Genomic DNA, 17,295 nt, shown 5'->3' with positions numbered 1-17,295 from the left:
ACTAGATAGATTGAATTACCCAAGGTTGTGAAAACCAATAAAAGTGGCCCTTGTGCGTTTTTGATGGGGCAGTACAGTTGTACCTTGAGCGCCCTTCGGGTAAAGCTTTTGGTGATGTTACCTGCACATTTTTTTTACTATTCCAAGTTAATTCCGCTTTGCCTACTCCTGATACAAAACAGGCAAATTGACTTTGATAAAAGTCCATATCTTTGAACGAAATCACAAATGAAGGTGTTCGATTTGATGTTACCGAATTTTCATAGCTTAACTTATCAATCGCAAAAGGAAGTGACTTAATTTTTACTTTTAGGGTTTTTAGATTGCTATAAATGCCAGAAGCAGGAAAGCGAGGTACACGAGTAAAATCCGTAGTTACACCGACGGCACCAGAGTGCTGGCCAATACCAATTAACCCCAGTTCTTTGACAAGTGCTTGAACCGAATTATCAAACTCACCATATGGATATGCGATATAGGGGTAGTCATGCCCAACTTCGGTGGCAATTCGCTGTTGTGACCATGTGAGATCTTTTTTAACTCTTGCTTTCCATTGAGCTTCGGACTCTCCATTTTGGCGAAGGTGCAAATAGTCATGTTTGGCACTGTGATTAGCAATGAGGGCGCCTCGCTTTGATAATGCTCTGAGCTCATCCCACGTCATCACGTAGCTTTTTCCTTCATCAATGAGCAGAGGATTAACAAATATCGTATAGGGAAAATTGTACGCTTCAAGAAGCGGTGCGGCAGCCTCAATATTATTGTCATAACCATCATCAAATGTGATAGCAACCGTATTAATCGGTAGCGGTTTGTCTGCACTTAATTGTTCTATAAACTTATCAAGTGCAATTACTTTATAGTTTCCTGTTTTCAAATACTCTAAATGAGCTTTAAAAGTATCAGCGGTGACACTGGTTACCGGGGGAAGTTTTTCACTTACGTGATGATATTGTAATATAGTTGCACTTTGCGCTGTGGCGCTGACAAATCCAACTAACAGAACTAAATTATGAAGCTTTTTCATTACCTGCGTACACCTTATCATATTCCACTACTTACTCTCGCAGCGCCGATGATTTTATCAAATATTTCGGTTCCACTGTTAGGTTTAGTTGATACAGCTGTCATTGGACACTTGAGTCATGCTCATTATCTGGCCGGTATTGCTCTTGGTTCTGGAAGTATTGCACTTCTATTCTGGCTGGCGAGCTTTTTACGCATGAGTACGACGGGTGAAATTGCACAGGCTTATGGCGAAAAAAATCAGACAAGAGCACAGCAATCATTGTTAGCCAGTCTCATTCTCGCACTGACCTTTGCATTAACCTTGGTTGTTTTATCCCCCTTACTATTGCAGCTCATAGAGCAGCTGGCCACCCCATCCCCGCAAGTAATGGCACAAGCGAAAATTTATTTTTCGACTCGAATCTACAGTGCGCCAGCCGCAATGATGAATCTTGTACTATTAGGCTTTATGTTGGGTCTACAGTATGGCAAAGGGCCATTCTATGTCGTCTTATTTACTAATCTGGTTAATATTGCACTAGATTTAATCTTTGTTATCGGGTTTGAATGGGGGGTTGCAGGGGCTGCTTGGGCATCAGTGGTGGCGGATTATAGTGCTTTTGTTTTGGCATGTGCACTGACCTTGCGATTGTTGCAACGAAAAGGCTGGAAGTTCGCAATATTCATTCCTAACCGAACGCAAATTATGCACTTGCTATCTCTTAATAAAGATATATTTATTCGCTCTTTAGTCTTGCAGCTGTGCTTTAGTTTTGTGACTTTTTATGGTGCACGACTGGGTGACAATACACTGGCTGCAAATGCTGTCTTGCTCAACTTCTTAATGCTAGTGAGTTTCGCCTTGGATGGTATCGCTTATGCTGCAGAAGCAAAAGTAGGACAAGCTAAAGGCGAGCAGGATGTAATCAAGCTAAAAGCATGGGTTAACGTCAGTGTGTTTTGGGGAAGTGTGTTTGCGCTACTTTACTGCGTTATTTTTGCAGTATTTGGAGAGTTAATTATTACTTTATTGACGAGTATCCCGAGCGTAATTGAAACGGCTACAGGCTATTTGCCTTGGCTAGTTATATTGCCCATTATTGCGATGAGTTGTTTTTTATTTGATGGCATTTTCGTCGGATTGACAAGAGCAAGAGAGATGCGCAATAGCATGATAGTCTCAGCGGTTTGCGGATTTTTCTTGCCCTTTTTAATCGTGAAAGATCTTGGTAATCACGCGTTGTGGTTTTCTATGACCTGTTTCATGGCGCTGCGTGGTATTACTTTGATTTATCGTTATCGAAGGCTCGTCGGGCAGCAAGCCTTGCTGAAATAACCTGTGAAAAGCGATTAGCAAAGATACCGAGGTAACCATACCCAGCGATACCCAATGCTGGAAATAGCACAGCTAAACCAGCAAGTCGCCAAGCGGGATCATAGTAATTACTCAGCGCGAATAGCCCCATTGCAGATACAAAAAGGCCAATACCTGTGAAAAAAAACTTAAGGCTGCGCTTGGGGTTCGAGCCCAAGCGATATACTAATTGTGTGAACATAGCAAAGTCTTAGTAATAAGAGTGGTCGCCATGAGCGTGTTCAGTAATATCACGTACGCCAGTAATTTCTTCAAACTTGGCAACCATTTCTTTTTCGATGCCTTCTTTTAGCGTGACGTCGATCATCGAACAGCCGTTACAGCCCCCACCAAACTGTAATACTGCGATGCCCTCATCAGTGATTTCTACAAGGCTTACCTGACCGCCATGGTTTGCCAGTTGTGGATTTACATCAGTAACCAGCATGTGTTCCACACGCTCTTCTAGTGAGGCATTATCTTTAAGTTTTTTCGCCTTTGCATTTGGTGCCTTCAAAGTAAGTTGGCTGCCCATTTTGTCCGTAACAAAATCGATTTCAGCTTCATCTAGAAATGGTGCGCTTTCTTCGTCAACAATGGCATCAAATCCATTAAAGTTAAATCTAAGATCTGTGTCTTCAACCGCATCTGCTGGGCAATACGATACGCCGCACTCAGCTTGTGCTGTTCCTGGATTAACGACAAATACTCGGATACTGGTTCCCTCAGCTTGATCGCTGAGAAGTTTCGCAAAATGCGTTTGTGCGGATTCTGAAATTGTGATCATAATCTTGCTATACTTGACTAAATTACTCGGTTACTTCCTATGATACTCCGCTCATCCTGTTGTAGCTAGTGTTGGGCGTAAAAATTTGCTGCTAAACAGTACGACTTGGTAGCTTAAGGGTAAGATTAAAAAGACGGAGTTGATATGAAAATCACCTTGTTCTTGCTTGGGTTGTTGATATTTCAAAGCCAAGCTAAGCCTCTTAGTTACTACTTTTCCGCAGACACTAAGTTTGACCAACGAATCACGAAACCCAGTGAAGTGCTTGGTTATGAAGTTGGAGAGTGGCATGTTAGGCATGATCAGTTGGTGAATTACCTAACTTTGCTTGCGGAGCAAAGCCCTAGAATGAGCATTTCAACGATTGGCTATAGTCATGAACGTCGACCTTTACTTTTGCTTGCTATTACCACCGAGAATAACCAAGGTAAGTTAGAGCAAATAAGACAAGCGCACCTGTCGAGCTTAAGTATAAAAAAGGACCGCAGCACATCACCAAATATTATTTGGATGGGTTACAGTGTGCATGGCAATGAACCTTCAGGCAGCAATGCAGCATTGTTGTTAGCGTATTACCTAGCCGCAGCGCAGGGCGACGAGATCAATAAACTGTTAGAGAACAACGTTATCCTACTAGACCCAGCATTAAACCCAGATGGTTTAGCTAGATTCGCTCATTGGGCAAATAGCAACAGAGGCAAGACGCTCTCAGCAGATCCTGCTCATCGTGAGCATGTAGAGGCTTGGCCGTCATCGCGCACTAATCATTATTGGTTTGATCTTAATCGTGATTGGTTATTACTCCAACACCCAGAATCTAAAGCTCGTGTTGTGCAATTTCACCGTTGGAAGCCAACCGTGTTGACTGACTTTCACGAAATGGGCACCAATAGTAGTTATTTCTTTCAGCCGGGTATTCCTAGCCGGACTCACCCAATCACACCTACGCAAAATCAAGCGCTAACCCATCAATTGGCTGAGTATCACGCCAAGACGTTAGATAAAGAAAAGCAGTTGTATTTCACACAAGAAAGCTTTGATGATTTCTATGTTGGCAAAGGCTCAACATACCCTGATATTAATGGTGCTGTGGGAATTTTGTTTGAACAAGCGAGCAGCCGAGGTCATGTACAAGAGTCAATTAATGGAGACTTGTACTTTCATCGCACGATTAAAAACCAGCTGTTGACATCTTTATCAACATTCAAAGGTGTACTGGAGCACAAAGATACACTGCAGGTTTATCAACAAGGTTTTTATCTTGATGCCCTTAAACTTGCGGATAAAGAAGATATTAAGGGGTATGTGGTAGCCAAAGGCAAAGACTTGTCTCGCTTTGAATCTTTTATTGAGTTATTAAATCATCACCAAATTTATGCTTACGATATAACTAAAACCGTTAAAGTCGCAGGAAGAACTTATCAACCCGGTGATATTTTTGTGCCTTTGGCACAGCCGCAGTATCGCCTAGTTAAAGCCGTATTTTCAACACAAACAAACTTTGAAGACAATACTTTTTACGATGTATCGGGATGGACACTACCGTACGCATTTGACTTAAACTTTGCGCCAATAAAAAGCCGGTGGGGGCTAAAAACTTCTGAAGAGCAGAGAAAAATAAAGCCAAAGGGGCGCAACGGAGTACTTCAAGAAGGGGCTTATGCGTATGCTTTTTCTTGGGATGACTATTTGGCTCCAAAGCTATTAAATCAATTGTTGTCAGCGGGTATCGAGGCACGCGTGGCTTTGCAGTCATTCTCGGCCCGGACTAGTCAAAGCGAGCAGACGTTTGCACCGGGTACTGTGGTTATTCCTGCAGGTGTACAAAGTAACGCGAGTTGGCAAACTTTATTATCTGAGGCGCTTGCGGATTACTCAATAGAAGTTTTTGCTATTCGCAGCGGACTAACTGCTCAGGGGATTGATTTAGGATCCAGACTAATGGTGCCATTAAAACAGCCTAAAGTTCTGCTGGTGGGAGGAGAGGGAACCAGCCAGTACGAAGTGGGTGAGATGTGGTATCACTTAGATAGGCATTTAGGTATTGCACCGACCATTATAGAGCAACGCCGGTTAGCGAGAGCTAATTTAGCGCGCTACACCCATATTGTTATGGTAGATGGGAACTATCGTGGCTTGAATAAGCATGCTAAGACGGCAATTTTATCTTGGGTGAAAAAAGGTGGCGTTATTTGGGGCCACAAACGGGGGGCTCAATGGCTGGTGGAACAGCAGTTATTGAATGTCGAAACCATTTCCAAAAAGGAAATGCGAGCGCAATTTGAGACAAAAGATATGCCATTCTCAGCCCGTGAAGAGTTGGCAGCTAAACAACGTATAGCTGGTGCTATATTCAATGCACGAGCAGATCTATCACACCCGCTAGCTTTTGGTCTGGAAGATGAAATCCTGCCCGTTTTCAAAAACAGCACTTGGGTGATGAAACAAAATGGCGCACCTTTCACCAGTGTTCTTAAATATACTAACAGCCCCTTATTATCTGGTTATGCAGATCAGCGTAATGTAAAACAAATAGCTACTAGTAGCGTGTTAATTGCAGATGAATACGGCAAAGGCATTGCCATAGCTATGACAGACAATCCCGTATTTAGAGGGTATTGGTATGGGACAAGTAAGTTAATTAACAACGCATTGTTTTTTGCTGATGCATTAAAGTAGCGCTAAGTTTCGGTCAAGCAGGTTGCAAATGCCCAGACCTGGGTCGCGCCTGCTTCTTTGCACAAAGCTGAGATGTGATTGATGGTTGCGCCTGTTGTAATCACATCATCAATCAAAAGAATACGTTTATGCGTTAACTTGTGTTTGAGAAAGTATGCCTGCTGTACACTTTGTTTCCTTGCTAACTTTTGCATTGTAACTTGTGATGGGGCGGAATGCTTTCCAATAACATCGATAATAGGTAGGTTAACCTGTTTAAGTAATGGAGCCCATGTTTGATAGACCTGATTGTAGCCTCTAAAAATAAGTCTAGTTTTCGCTACGGGAACAAGTATGCAAGCATCTATATCTACTTGGCTTTCAAAATTTAAGCGATGCCAATGAGTTGTGATAATTTGACGGAGTACTTTCATCGCAACCCGACTATTGTTGTATTTTACTTGCTTAAGCCATTGCGCTAAAGCACCTTGATACCAACCACAAGCAGACAAACCATCGCAATAAGGTAAATGAAACATTCGATCTATGTCTGGTCGTGCAAATAGGTCAATTTGTGAGTTGGGAAAAAGTGGTAAAGAAGCATGACAAATGTGACATAAGCCTGTTTCTTTAATTGGCGTTTGGCACAATTGGCAGCATGAGGGAAACAGTCCATTTCTAAGTGAGCGTTGCAGTGACATTGCTTTCATTCCTTGAGTCGCTATCATAGCGCTAATTTTGGCTCTAGGTTTAAAAATATGCAAAATGAAGTTGTGCTGTTGCACGGTTGGGGTATGAACAAGCAAGTTTGGCAATTAATAGAAGCGGAGCTTGCAGTTGAGTTGAATCGACCTGTACGTGCATTAAATCTCCCTGGGTTTGGTGGTGAATCATTACCTGAAACGCAATATGACTTAGATTCTGTGATAGACAGTATCGACAAACTTATTCAGCCTAATAGTATTGTAATTGGTTGGTCATTAGGCGGCTTAGTCGCGACGAAATTGGCGGCTAAGAGACCAGAAAAAGTGTCAAGCTTAGTGTTGGTTTCGTCAAATGTTCAGTTTTGCGATTCGGGTATTTGGCCAGGCATTAAGCCTGATGTGCTAGCACAGTTTAAAGTACAACTAGCCAAAGATAGCCGTAAAACAATTGAACGCTTTTTGGCGATACAAGCGATGGGCAGTGAGCATGCTAAAGCTGATATTAAACAAATTAAGGCCTTACTGTTACAAGCACCTGAGCCTTCAGATATTGCATTGAATGCAGGGTTAGACATTTTGCAAAACGCTGACTTAAGGCATGAGTTCAGCAATATAACATGCCCAATAACAGGTATTTTTGGCCGTTTAGATGCACTTGTCCCGATACAAGTTGTGGATGAATTGAGCAAATTAAATGGGGATTTTAGCTATAAAATTTTGCCAAAAGCATCACATGCTCCTTTTATTTCACATCGTCAAGAATTTATTACTTACCTAAAATCAGTCCTTTAAAAATTATTCACTGTAAAGGCGGCAAATTTTTGCCGCCTTTACTTTATTTTGGATATATTATGAGCAATAATTAGCTTAGTGAAATTTTAATTAGGAGTAAGTTATGCCTATCGGAGACGTTCTTAACGCTGGCGTTGAAGGCTTTAATCGAGCTCAACAAAATATTGAGCGCGCGACAGCTGATATAAACCGTGCCACCGTTGAACAGCAGAGTGATGAGCAATTGGCTCAGCAGCGTCAGCTGCAGGCAGCACGCCCTGAGGAAGCGGTTACAGCACCAGTTTCTCAACCTCCTAGAATTGACGAGTCGTTGGTGAATTTGAGAGTTGAAGAATTCAACGCGAAAGCAAACGCACAAACTATTCAGACAGCAGATGAAGTGCTTGGTACTTTAGTTGATATCAAAGTGTAGTAATGAATATAGTTACGCCACAACCGGCGATAAACTTAAACACTGCAAACGTCTATACCGAAACGGCTAGGCGCGATAACGAGCTGCGTGAGGTTATCCCAAAACCTGCGGCAGTGGCGCCTTCATCCACAGAGAATAAATCCCTTCAAGATAATGATAAGTCTCGTGGTGCACAAGACGACAGTCAAGATACCTATGACTCAACAGGCCAGCTTAAAGAAAATAAAACAATAAAAGAGGGTAATGAGGAAGAGACTGCTGAGCAGCAAGGGCAAGAGCGCAACGAGGAAGACGTTGACGAGCGTGAGCAAGCTCAGCAGGAACAAGATGAGCAACAAATTATGGAGCTCAAAGATAGGGATCGCGAGGTACGTTTACACGAACAAGCACACGCAAGGGTAGGGGGGCAGTATGCAGGTGCGCCTAGCTATGATTACCAGCGTGGGCCTGACGGTAATAACTATGCGGTAGGTGGTCAGGTGATGATTGATGTGGCACCCATTGAAGGGGAGCCACAGAAAACCATCGAAAAAATGCAAACAGTAAGAGCTGCGGCGTTAGCACCTGCAGAGCCCTCAGGCGCGGATCGTGCAATTGCTGCTGATGCCACCTCAAAGATAGCGACGGCTCAAGCTGAACTCGCGAAGCAATCTATCAGTGGTGATGGCGAAAATAGTGACTCCCCTAGACGGGTGCAAGGATTTCAAAACCGCCGTTTAACAGAAGAAGGCGTCGCGGAATCTGAGCAACCGGTATTGGAACGAAAACGCCTCCAACAGGAAGCAGATCCATTCGCGGTGGCTTTACCGATTGAGAGAGATCCTGAAGTAGAGTCAAGAGCATTAAGAGTTGAAGGCTTTTATAACCAAGTAGCCTCCCCTACGAACGTTGCACAACTGTCTGTGACGGTTTAATTCGTAGTCAATTAAAAAGGAAGGCAAGCCTTCCTTTTTCACATCAATGTCATTACTTTTTCAATTTGGCAAATGCTTCGGCAAACGCATTACCCATCGCTGCATTTCCTTGGTCGCGACGATTGCCCTTGTTTTCACGGCGATCTTGTTTACGGCCTTGGTTATGGGATGTTTTAGTCTGGGGTTTTCCGCCAGAACTTTGCTCTGATTGCGCTGGCGTTGCATCATTTAAGCGCATGGTGAAACTAATACGCTTTCTGTTTACATCTACCTCAATGACTTTCACCTTAACTATATCGCCGGCTTTAACCACTTCACGTGGGTCTGAGATAAATTTATCTGTGATGGCTGAAATATGCACTAAACCATCCTGATGCACACCGACATCAACAAAAGCGCCAAAGTTCGCAACATTTGATACGACGCCTTCTAATATCATTCCGACTTTCAAATCTGAGATCTTTTCGACGCCAGCCTTAAACTGAGCCGTTTTAAACTCAGGGCGAGGATCCCTTCCAGGCTTGTCAAGCTCACCAATAATATCGGTAACTGTCGGTAAACCAAACTTGTCGTCTACAAAGTCGCTAGGAGTGAGCTGTTTTAGCACTTCGCTATTGGCTATGAGGCTTTGAACTTCGAGCGCTTTAGACTGAGAAATCTGTTTTACGACAGGATAAGCTTCAGGGTGAACAGCAGAAGCATCTAGTGGGTCATCACCATTTTGAATACGCAAAAATCCAGCTGCTTGCTCAAATGCTTTTGGCCCTAGACGTTCCACTTTTTTCAGTTGTTTACGATTAGCGAAGGAGCCATTGCTATCGCGGTATTTAACAATGTTGCTTGCCAGTGTTTTGTTTAAGCCTGACACACGTGTCAGCAAAGGAACTGATGCAGTGTTTACGTCGACACCCACAGAGTTTACACAATCTTCTACAACTGCGGTTAGTGCTAGCCCAAGTTGGCTTTGCGAAACGTCGTGTTGATACTGACCAACACCAATTGATTTAGGCTCGATTTTTACCAATTCAGCCAAAGGATCTTGTAGTCGTCTTGCGATAGAAACTGCACCGCGTAACGAAACATCAAGGTCTGGAAATTCATTGGCTGCAAATTCAGACGCCGAATAAACAGAAGCTCCTGCTTCACTTACCATGATTTTTGTCAGGCTAAGATCTGATGCTGACTTTAGGACCTCGGCCGCCAGTTTATCGGTTTCGCGAGAAGCGGTGCCGTTTCCAATAGCAATGAGTTGCACTTTATGTTGACGGCTTAACTGCTCAATAGTGCGAATCGATTTATCCCAATGGTTTTGTGGCGCATGAGGGTAGATTGTCGTTGTTGATAATAATTTACCTGTAGCATCGACAATCGCGATTTTACACCCAGTTCTAAGACCTGGATCGATCCCCATTGTCACTTTTGGACCCGCAGGCGCAGCCATGAGCAAGTCTTTCAAGTTTTTGGCAAAAACGTCAATGGCCCCATTTTCTGCTTTTTCTCTAAGTGAGCCTAAAAATTCATTTTCTAGGTGTAAAGAGAGTTTAATTTTCCATGCCCACTGAACAACCGTCATAAGCCATTCACTGGCTGGCGAACCTGAAACAGATAAGCCGTAATGATCAGCGATCATTTGGGCGCAAAATTGCGGATGGTCTTCTGCTGTTGGCTCAGGATTGATGGTTAGCTGCAAAATACCTTCATTGCGAGCGCGAAGCATTGCCAGCGCACGGTGCGAAGGTACTTTACTAAGTAATTCATTATGTTCGAAGTAATCCCTGTATTTACTGCCATTATCTTCTTGACCAGCGATGACTGTACTTTGTAGCTGTGCACTGTCTGTAATATGGCGTCTAAATTTTGCGAGCAATTTTGCATCTTCAGCGAAGCGTTCCATCAGGATAAACTTGGCGCCTTCCAAAACACTTTTGATGTCAGCAAAACCAGCATCAGCATTGATAAAATCTTCGGCTAACTGATTTGGATATAAATTGGGGTCTGCAAATAACTGATCTGCCAGTGGCTCAAGCCCCGCCTCGATTGCTATTTGACCTTTCGTACGGCGCTTAGGTTTATACGGCAGGTATAAATCTTCAAGTTCAGTTTTGCTTGCTGCTGTGGCGATATCATTGGACAACTGGGAGGTGAGTTTACCTTGTTCTTCAATGGTCTTTATGATGAAGGCGCGTCGATCTTCTAACTCACGAAGATAAGAAAGTCTCTGTTCTAGCAAACGTAGTTGGGAGTCATCTAATCCACCGGTCACTTCTTTACGATATCGGGCGATAAACGGTACAGTTGCGCCCTCATCTAACAATGTGGTGGCTGCCAGCACTTGCTGCTCTGAGGCATTTAGCTCCTGGGCTAAACGAGCTGAGATGTTGCTCATGCAAAATCCTTATAATGTTCAATTAGCTACGCTAAAAATTCAATTAAACTTTAGGGCGATATCATATCATATTTGAGTACGTATGATCAGGCCTGATATTCAATTCGATTGATATACCATTGGGCTTCGCCCTCGGGTGTTTTTACAGTAAAATCGTCGTCAACCGCTTTCCCTAATAAAGCTCTAGCCATGGGGGAGTCTATAGAAATATAGTCATTGCGCTCATATATTTCATCTGGACCGACAATCCTAAAGTACTTAGTTTCACCGTCATCATTTTCTATTTCTACCCACGCACCAAAATACACTTTGCCAGCTTGTTGAGGGTTGTACTCAATGACTTTTAAGTCAGGTAAGCGCTTGCGTAAATATCTAACACGTCGATCTATTTGTCTTAATAATCGTTTGTTGAATGTGTAGTCCGCATTCTCGGAGCGATCGCCAAGACTTGCAGCCCAGTTTACTATTTTAGTAATTTCAGGGCGCTTTTCGAACCAGAGGTGGTCATGCTCTTGTTGTAGTTTTCGATAACCTTCAGGCGTGATCAAGTTAGTTTTCATAGTGTGCTGTATCTATAAACCCTATTTAGGTACATATGTTCCGAGTAATTGTAACTTTCAGTAACAATCTAATGTTTATGTTATGGTGTCTAAGCGGCTAAATTTCAATTATATTTAAGCAATAGTATAGAGATAAAAAGAAGAATCATATGGGAAATGAAACCACCAAAGTGCTCGTAGTTGATGACGATATGAGATTACGCAGTTTGTTAGAGCGTTATCTCGTTGAGCAGGGCTTCATTGTAAGAAGTGCTGCGAATGCAGAGCAAATGGACAGGCTGTTAGAACGCGAAAACTTTCACTTAATGGTGCTGGATTTAATGTTACCAGGTGAAGATGGTTTGTCTATTTGTCGGCGTTTACGTCAAAAAGAAAATGAAATCCCCATTGTGATGCTCACTGCGAAAGGCGATGAGGTTGATCGTATTATTGGTCTTGAATTAGGGGCAGACGATTACTTGCCTAAACCATTTAACCCAAGAGAGTTGCTTGCACGCATAAAGGCCGTGTTAAGAAGAAAAACCAAAGAAGTACCGGGCGCACCTGCGACTCAAGAAAATGAAGTCGAGTTTGGTATCTTCCGGCTGAACCTTGCGACCCGAGAAATGCAAAAGGGAGATGAAACCATTGCATTGACCAGTGGGGAGTTTGCAGTATTAAAAGCGTTGGTTAGTCACCCGAGAGAGCCTTTGAGCCGAGATAAACTAATGAATTTGGCTCGTGGACGAGACTATAGTGCGTTAGAGCGGAGCATCGATGTGCAGGTGTCTCGACTACGTCGCATGATCGAAGAAGATGCGTCTAACCCAAGATATATTCAAACTGTTTGGGGTTTGGGCTACGTGTTTGTGCCTGATGGCGAGAAGTAATGGGCATTTTTCCGCGTAGTGCATTTGGCCAAACGGTCTTTTTCGTTGCAGCGTTATTGTTGATTAATCAGATAGTGTCTTATATCACTGTTACGCTGTACGTGTTCAAACCAACCTTTGAACAAGTAAATCTGATGTTGGCCAAGCAGGTCAAAACTGTGTTCATTGATTGGGAAGAGGGGGTTGAAGTCGACTCGGAATTATCCAAAAAATTTTTCGAGATCACTGGTATCGATGTGATGTCTCAAAAAGAGGCTTACCGTAACGGCCTAGGGCAAGCGAGAGAGTATAACCTTTTGTCGCGTAGCATGTCCGAGCAGTTAAACGGCTCTGCTAGGGTGCGTATTAGTCAAGGCGATCCCGTGGTTTATTGGGTAGAAGCGCCTCAAGCCCCTGGTTACTGGGTAAGAGTTCCGCTATCTGGATTTTCTGAGACCAAGCTCGAGTTTTTGGTATTTTACTTGTCTAGTATCGGTTTTTTGAGTGTGTTGGGGGGGTGGCTTTTCGCGCGCCATTTAAACCGGCCTTTACGGGCACTACAAACTGCGGCAAGTCGAGTTGGAGCAGGTGATTTTTCAATGCGCTTAGTTGAGCAAGGCTCGACAGAAGTGATTGAAGTAACAAGAGCATTCAACCAAATGTCGAAAGGCATAGCTGCGCTGGAAAGTGACAGACGGCTTATTATGGCTGGGGTGTCGCACGATCTGCGAACGCCTTTGACTCGAATCAGGCTTGCGACAGAAATGATGTCGGACGAAGAAGATTACCTCAAAGAGGGGATCATCGACGATATCGAAGATATGAATGCCATCATCGACCAATTTATTGAGTATCTGCGCCATCACAGTAGCGGAGAAATGAATTTGGATGATGTGAATGTCTTAGTGGAAGAGGTTGTTCATGCTGAGCAGCAGCACAAGCGCGTCATCAACTTTACAATGACACCGAGTTTACCTCCTATTTTGATGAATACTGTGGCGCTTAAGCGTGTTATCACCAATATGATTGAAAATGCCATTCGCTACTCAAGTGAAGACATCGAAGTGGTGAGTTTACTCGATAACAAGTGGGCCCTAATACAAGTTAAAGACAGAGGGCCAGGTATACCCGAATCGGAATTAGAGTCTGTGTTTGAGCCTTTTAAACAAGGAGACCAAGCAAGGGGGTCTGAGGGCAGCGGTTTGGGCCTAGCTATCATAAAGCGTATTGTCACCACACATGGAGGGCAGGTTACGCTCTCTAACCGCAAAGGTGGTGGGTTGTGTGCCGAAGTACGGTTGCCAATCGCTAAAAAAGGCTAAAAACGACGCTTAAAATACAGCGCTGTCGAGATGTCAGTGCTGTAAGTACTGCTTAAAAACTAATAATGCGTAATGCATTTTATTTGCTCCCTCTACTCCTCCTAATATTCTCTATTTTTAGAACAATCCCGCCTTTAATGTTGACGTAATAGCGAGCATAGCTGAGCCATCTATTTAGTTTCAACGTACTATCTATTGGCGACATATATGGTGGCACGGGGTGTTTTACTGGCCTTGGCGGAGTGTATTGATTTAATAATAGGAAAGCCTAGTTAGATTTATACTTTGCAATTATTTGGGGGTGGCACATGGTAAATAAAAAAGAACGGCACAAAAAAACGCCCAACGAGGGGCGCCTTTGATAAAGGAATAGGGTTTAGCTATTAACCGCGAGGACCGGCTGACTTAATCGCGTCAGACACATCGTATTTTTCGAAGTTAGCTTTAAAGTCCGCTGCGAGTTTTGTAGCATACTCTGTGTACTTCTCTTTATCTTCCCAAGTGTTAATTGGGTTAAGAAGCTTCTCATCAACACCTTCAACAGCAACTGGCACGTCTAGGTTAAGTGCTTCAATGTGCTGAGTTTCTACGCCTTCAAGCGTGTCATTAACGATAGCGTCAATGACAGCACGTGTAGTCGGGATATCGAAACGTTTACCTACGCCGTAAGGACCACCAGTCCAACCTGTGTTTACAAGGTATACCTTCGCGCCGAACTCACGGACACGCTTCATTAGAAGCTCTGCGTAAACGCCTGCTGGACGAGGGAAGAATGGTGCACCGAAACACGTTGAAAATGTTGACTCGATGTCTGACGTTGAGCCGATTTCTGTTGAACCTACTTTTGCAGTGTAACCACTTAGAAAGTGATAAGCTGCTGCTTCTTCTGACAAGATAGAAACAGGAGGTAAAACACCACTCACGTCACATGTTAAGAACACAACTGCACGAGGCTCACCCGCACGGTTTTCAACTTTACGCTTTTCAACGTGCTCAAGCGGATATGCTGCACGAGTATTTTGCGTTAGGCTCGTATCTGCAAAGTCTGGTACGCGGTTTTCATCAAGTACAACGTTTTCTAAAATTGTACCGAACTTAATTGCATTCCAGATAACTGGCTCATTCTTCTGAGACAGGTCGATACATTTAGCGTAACAACCACCTTCAATATTGAATACGCTGCCAGGTGCCCAACCGTGCTCATCATCGCCGATAAGGAAACGCTTAGGGTCAGCAGAAAGAGTCGTTTTACCAGTACCTGAAAGGCCGAAGAATAATGTTGTATCGCCTTCTTCACCAACGTTTGCACTACAGTGCATTGGTAATACACCTTTAGCTGGTAGTAGGAAGTTCTGCACAGAGAACATTGATTTCTTCATTTCACCGGCGTAATGCATACCTGCGATTAGCACTTTGCGTTCTGCAAAGTTGATAATAACTGTGCCATCACTGTTTGTGCCATCACGCTCAGGGTCACATACAAATGAAGGTACATTCATTACCTGCCATTGGGGTAAATCAGCAGCATTATACTTGCTAGGTTCGATAAACATGTTCTTCGCAAAGATATGATGCCATGCAGTTTCAGTTGTAACCACAACTGGTAGATAGTGCTCTGGATCTGAACCTACTTCTAAGTGAGAGACAAAGTGGTCATTGCTGTGTGCGTGTGCTTCAACACGCGCCCAAAGCGCATCAAACTTTTCCGCATCGAATGGACGGTTAACGTTGCCCCATTGGATATCATTTTCAGTGCTTTGCTCTTTAACGATAAAACGGTCGTTTGGAGAACGGCCTGTGCGGCGGCCTGTTTTTGCTACAAAAGCTCCATTAGCTGCTAAAGTCCCTTCACCACGCGAAATAGCGTGTTCGACAAGTTCAGCTGCAGTTAAATCGACAAAACGAGTAGCGCTTGAAGTCATGTTTTTACCTAAATGTGAGAATTGAACGGGATAGCTCTGGTTATTTAGTACCTAAAGCTTGATTTCATACTAACAGATGCATTTGTGATATTCGAGCCCTAAAGGGGGGAGAAATTGCAATTTTTTGTCAAAAAAAGTGAATAATTTCAATGATACCGGTGTCATGAAAAGTTACTTTTAAATGACACCGGTATCATATTTATGCAATAAAAAACCGCCAAAATGGCGGCTTTCATTTAATTAAACAAGATGTACCTTATTTAATTAAAAATTGACTTGATGTCCTGTTCAGAAAAGCGGTAATCAGTGAGGCAATAATGACAGCTAAGTTTGACTTCACCATGCTGCTCTATATCTTCCAGTAACGCTGCTTGCCCAACATTTACTAATGCACTGATGGTTTTTTCTCGACTACACCCACACACAAAGTTTACAGCTTGAGGTTCAAACAACTTAGGGTTGTCTTCGTGATACAAGCGCGTTAATACCGTTTGTGCATCTAGTTTTAGCAGTTCTTCATCTTTAATGGTGTCACTGATTGCTTCTAAATGTTCAAAGTCGCTTTGCGATTTGTCTTTATTTACGGGCAGTACTTGCAGGAATAGGCCTGCGGCTTTGACTGACTCTTCCTTTATATCTGTCGCAAACCATAGGCGCGTTTGAAGTTGCTCAGATTGAACAAAGTAATCTTCAAGACATTTTGCTAAAGAGTCAGAAGTCAGTGGCACGACGCCCTGATATCGTTCTCCTTTCTCTGGCGAGATAGTTATGATCATATGACCTTTGCCGATTAGGTCGCTGATACCGGAACCCGTAATTGGCCCTTCAACACGTGCAATACCACGCATATTTTGCTGATGGTTACCATTAATAACGGCATACTTTACCGGTCCGTCCCCTTGAAGTTGAACGGCGATGTCACCTTCAAACTTTAATGTTGCTGTTAGTAGACTTGATGCGACTAATAACTCACCAAGTAAAGTTTGAACTTCTGCCGGGTAATTGTGGCCGGCAATGATGTCTTTCAGTGTGTGCTCGATCTGTACCAGTTCGCCTCGTACATCGAGATCATCAAAAATATAGCGATGAAGTAAATCTTGTTTCATCTAAGAGACCCTAATTTGATTTCAGTTTAAGCAACTCTCGGCGTTGCTTTTTATCTGGCTTATGCTCCGGACGTGGGGCAAAAAAACTATTGTTTTTCCTAGCTATGGCATTTTGCGTTCGTTTCTCAATACTCTCTACTGATTCTTCATAAAGAGTTTGAGCAATCGTCGCTGCTTGACGTTTTTCCATTAACTTCAAAACGGTGATGTGTTTTTCATCGTGACCCTGTGCCAGTTCAATCTTGGCACCAACATCGACATGGCGGCTCGGTTTGCACCGCTGACCGTTATATTTAACTTTACCACCTTGGATCATTTCGCGGGCAATTGTACGCGTCTTGTAAAATCGCGCGGCCCAAAGCCACTTGTCCAATCTGACTTTCATATCATCTTGGTTGTTTTCTGGGTTGACTTTTGTCACAATTCATTAACTATGTTGGCATATTGCTAAGCGGTAAAATTTATCATATTTTGACCGCCAAAAAAAGCATAGCACTATAGCAAGCAGGGAAGGCGCTTCAC

General features: G+C 43.2%; 16 protein-coding genes. 7 read left to right on the top strand and 9 right to left on the bottom strand.

The features are described 5' to 3' along the window. Nucleotide 1 precedes the first annotated feature (1 nt). Nucleotides 2-1,048, bottom strand: a complete 1,047-nt coding sequence (locus N482_RS17540) for a polysaccharide deacetylase family protein (RefSeq protein ID WP_063378273.1) — start codon at nucleotides 1,046-1,048, stop codon at nucleotides 2-4. Here N482_RS17540 and dinF point away from each other — a divergent pair. After that, a complete protein-coding gene (dinF, locus tag N482_RS17535; protein ID WP_081228044.1) occupies nucleotides 1,013-2,344 on the top strand; it encodes an MATE family efflux transporter DinF in 1,332 nt (443 codons plus the stop codon). The genes N482_RS17540 and dinF overlap by 36 nt on opposite strands. On the opposite strand, the gene N482_RS17530 is transcribed toward dinF, so the two are convergent. Both N482_RS17530 and nfuA read right to left on the bottom strand, forming a co-directional pair. Next, complete coding sequence (locus tag N482_RS17530) at nucleotides 2,289-2,564, bottom strand: hypothetical protein (protein ID WP_063378272.1); 276 nt, start codon at nucleotides 2,562-2,564, stop codon at nucleotides 2,289-2,291. The two genes, dinF and N482_RS17530, sit on opposite strands and share 56 nt — an antisense overlap. Nucleotides 2,565-2,573: 9 nt before the next feature. After that, complete coding sequence (gene nfuA, locus N482_RS17525) at nucleotides 2,574-3,149, bottom strand: Fe-S biogenesis protein NfuA (RefSeq protein WP_063378271.1); 576 nt, start codon at nucleotides 3,147-3,149, stop codon at nucleotides 2,574-2,576. Between the two features lie 144 nt (nucleotides 3,150-3,293). Between nfuA and N482_RS17520 the strand changes: the two genes are divergently transcribed. Next, a complete protein-coding gene (locus N482_RS17520) occupies nucleotides 3,294-5,828 on the top strand; it encodes a M14 family zinc carboxypeptidase (protein ID WP_063378270.1) in 2,535 nt (844 codons plus the stop codon). Between the two features lie 2 nt (nucleotides 5,829-5,830). Here the strand turns inward: N482_RS17520 and N482_RS17515 are convergent, their stop codons facing one another. Further along, a complete protein-coding gene (locus N482_RS17515; RefSeq protein WP_081228043.1) occupies nucleotides 5,831-6,508 on the bottom strand; it encodes a ComF family protein in 678 nt (225 codons plus the stop codon). Nucleotides 6,509-6,565: 57 nt separating this feature from the next. Here N482_RS17515 and bioH point away from each other — a divergent pair, with 57 nt between their 5' ends. The 3 genes from bioH to N482_RS17500 all read left to right on the top strand — a co-directional run bounded on the left by bioH (nucleotide 6,566) and on the right by N482_RS17500 (nucleotide 8,629). Further along, nucleotides 6,566-7,303, top strand: a complete 738-nt coding sequence (gene bioH / locus N482_RS17510; RefSeq protein WP_063378269.1) for a pimeloyl-ACP methyl ester esterase BioH — start codon at nucleotides 6,566-6,568, stop codon at nucleotides 7,301-7,303. 103 nt (nucleotides 7,304-7,406) lie between these two features. Then, a complete protein-coding gene (locus N482_RS17505; protein WP_063378268.1) occupies nucleotides 7,407-7,715 on the top strand; it encodes a hypothetical protein in 309 nt (102 codons plus the stop codon). 2 nt (nucleotides 7,716-7,717) lie between these two features. Next, nucleotides 7,718-8,629 (top strand): putative metalloprotease CJM1_0395 family protein, encoded by a 912-nt coding sequence (locus N482_RS17500; protein ID WP_063378267.1) that lies wholly within the window; start codon nucleotides 7,718-7,720, stop codon nucleotides 8,627-8,629. Nucleotides 8,630-8,681: 52 nt separating this feature from the next. Here the strand turns inward: N482_RS17500 and N482_RS17495 are convergent, their stop codons facing one another. Continuing rightward, on the bottom strand, nucleotides 8,682-11,015 hold the full coding sequence (locus N482_RS17495) for a Tex family protein (RefSeq protein WP_063378266.1): 2,334 nt from the start codon (nucleotides 11,013-11,015) through the stop codon (nucleotides 8,682-8,684). Between the two features lie 86 nt (nucleotides 11,016-11,101). After that, nucleotides 11,102-11,575: a transcription elongation factor GreB gene (gene greB / locus N482_RS17490; protein WP_063378265.1), complete on the bottom strand. Its 474-nt coding sequence runs from the start codon at nucleotides 11,573-11,575 to the stop codon at nucleotides 11,102-11,104. 149 nt (nucleotides 11,576-11,724) lie between these two features. On the opposite strand from greB, the gene ompR reads away from it, so the two are divergent. After that, on the top strand, nucleotides 11,725-12,444 hold the full coding sequence (gene ompR / locus N482_RS17485) for a two-component system response regulator OmpR (protein WP_063373335.1): 720 nt from the start codon (nucleotides 11,725-11,727) through the stop codon (nucleotides 12,442-12,444). Further along, on the top strand, nucleotides 12,444-13,745 hold the full coding sequence (gene envZ / locus N482_RS17480) for a two-component system sensor histidine kinase EnvZ (protein ID WP_063378264.1): 1,302 nt from the start codon (nucleotides 12,444-12,446) through the stop codon (nucleotides 13,743-13,745). The genes ompR and envZ overlap by 1 nt, the downstream gene beginning before the upstream one ends. Before the next feature lie 383 nt (nucleotides 13,746-14,128). Here the strand turns inward: envZ and N482_RS17475 are convergent, their stop codons facing one another. The 3 genes from N482_RS17475 to hslR form a co-directional block, all read right to left on the bottom strand. Then, nucleotides 14,129-15,667 carry a phosphoenolpyruvate carboxykinase gene (locus tag N482_RS17475; RefSeq protein WP_063378263.1) on the bottom strand — a complete coding sequence of 513 codons (1,539 nt, stop codon included), beginning with the start codon at nucleotides 15,665-15,667 and terminating at the stop codon, nucleotides 14,129-14,131. A 260-nt stretch (nucleotides 15,668-15,927) separates the two neighbouring features. Next, a complete protein-coding gene (hslO, locus tag N482_RS17470) occupies nucleotides 15,928-16,773 on the bottom strand; it encodes an Hsp33 family molecular chaperone HslO (RefSeq protein WP_063378262.1) in 846 nt (281 codons plus the stop codon). A gap of 10 nt (nucleotides 16,774-16,783) precedes the next feature. Next, entirely contained in the window at nucleotides 16,784-17,158 is a 375-nt protein-coding gene (gene hslR / locus N482_RS17465) for a ribosome-associated heat shock protein Hsp15 (RefSeq protein WP_196763592.1), read from the bottom strand. Nucleotides 17,159-17,295: the final 137 nt, after the last annotated feature.

It is taken from the genome of Pseudoalteromonas luteoviolacea NCIMB 1942 (assembly GCF_001625595.1).
Lineage (GTDB): Bacteria > Pseudomonadota > Gammaproteobacteria > Enterobacterales > Alteromonadaceae > Pseudoalteromonas > Pseudoalteromonas luteoviolacea_A.
The sequence above is the reverse complement of the archived record's forward strand: the minus strand, read 5'-3'. Positions and strand labels throughout refer to the sequence as shown.

What these genes read in the sequence shown, in the direction of transcription:
- N482_RS17515 (WP_081228043.1), bottom strand. Translation starts at nt 6,508, where the DNA reads ATGTCACTGCAACGCTCACTTAGAAATGGACTGTTTCCCTCATGCTGC.
- N482_RS17500 (WP_063378267.1), top strand. Translation starts at nt 7,718, where the DNA reads ATGAATATAGTTACGCCACAACCGGCGATAAACTTAAACACTGCAAAC.
- envZ (WP_063378264.1), top strand. Translation starts at nt 12,444, where the DNA reads ATGGGCATTTTTCCGCGTAGTGCATTTGGCCAAACGGTCTTTTTCGTT.
- N482_RS17530 (WP_063378272.1), bottom strand. Translation starts at nt 2,564, where the DNA reads ATGTTCACACAATTAGTATATCGCTTGGGCTCGAACCCCAAGCGCAGC.
- greB (WP_063378265.1), bottom strand. Translation starts at nt 11,575, where the DNA reads ATGAAAACTAACTTGATCACGCCTGAAGGTTATCGAAAACTACAACAA.
- N482_RS17505 (WP_063378268.1), top strand. Translation starts at nt 7,407, where the DNA reads ATGCCTATCGGAGACGTTCTTAACGCTGGCGTTGAAGGCTTTAATCGA.
- N482_RS17475 (WP_063378263.1), bottom strand. Translation starts at nt 15,667, where the DNA reads ATGACTTCAAGCGCTACTCGTTTTGTCGATTTAACTGCAGCTGAACTT.
- hslR (WP_196763592.1), bottom strand. Translation starts at nt 17,158, where the DNA reads ATGAAAGTCAGATTGGACAAGTGGCTTTGGGCCGCGCGATTTTACAAG.
- ompR (WP_063373335.1), top strand. Translation starts at nt 11,725, where the DNA reads ATGGGAAATGAAACCACCAAAGTGCTCGTAGTTGATGACGATATGAGA.
- N482_RS17495 (WP_063378266.1), bottom strand. Translation starts at nt 11,015, where the DNA reads ATGAGCAACATCTCAGCTCGTTTAGCCCAGGAGCTAAATGCCTCAGAG.
- bioH (WP_063378269.1), top strand. Translation starts at nt 6,566, where the DNA reads ATGCAAAATGAAGTTGTGCTGTTGCACGGTTGGGGTATGAACAAGCAA.
- dinF (WP_081228044.1), top strand. Translation starts at nt 1,013, where the DNA reads ATGAAGCTTTTTCATTACCTGCGTACACCTTATCATATTCCACTACTT.
- N482_RS17540 (WP_063378273.1), bottom strand. Translation starts at nt 1,048, where the DNA reads ATGATAAGGTGTACGCAGGTAATGAAAAAGCTTCATAATTTAGTTCTG.
- N482_RS17520 (WP_063378270.1), top strand. Translation starts at nt 3,294, where the DNA reads ATGAAAATCACCTTGTTCTTGCTTGGGTTGTTGATATTTCAAAGCCAA.
- hslO (WP_063378262.1), bottom strand. Translation starts at nt 16,773, where the DNA reads ATGAAACAAGATTTACTTCATCGCTATATTTTTGATGATCTCGATGTA.
- nfuA (WP_063378271.1), bottom strand. Translation starts at nt 3,149, where the DNA reads ATGATCACAATTTCAGAATCCGCACAAACGCATTTTGCGAAACTTCTC.